Here is a 245-nt window from a genome sequence, read left to right on the forward strand (position 1 = left end):
TTTAACCCGAACGCCCGGGAAGCCACCACCGCATGCATCAGTGCGTTCCGCTACCGGGCACAGATTCGCCCTTCCTCAGTTGAAAACCAGGATTACACCTTCAAAACGCCCGGATGGCCCGGTTACTTCAGCCACCACGCCAAAAACCTCAACGGCCAGCGCACCCAGTATGAAATCTTTGATTATCCGGGACGCTTCAAAGACGTACAGCATGGCCAGGACTTTGCCCGCTACCAGGCGGAGGG

1 protein-coding gene is annotated in these 245 nt (G+C 57.1%); it reads left to right on the top strand.

Translation table 11 applies throughout. From position 1 onward, the window contains the following. The coding region (locus OGV98_RS00050; RefSeq protein ID WP_286550900.1) for a contractile injection system protein, VgrG/Pvc8 family at positions 1–245 on the top strand (245 nt) is incomplete at both ends.

Source organism: Citrobacter sp. Cf136 (genome assembly GCF_030333815.1).
Taxonomy (GTDB): Bacteria; Pseudomonadota; Gammaproteobacteria; order Enterobacterales; family Enterobacteriaceae; genus Citrobacter; species Citrobacter freundii.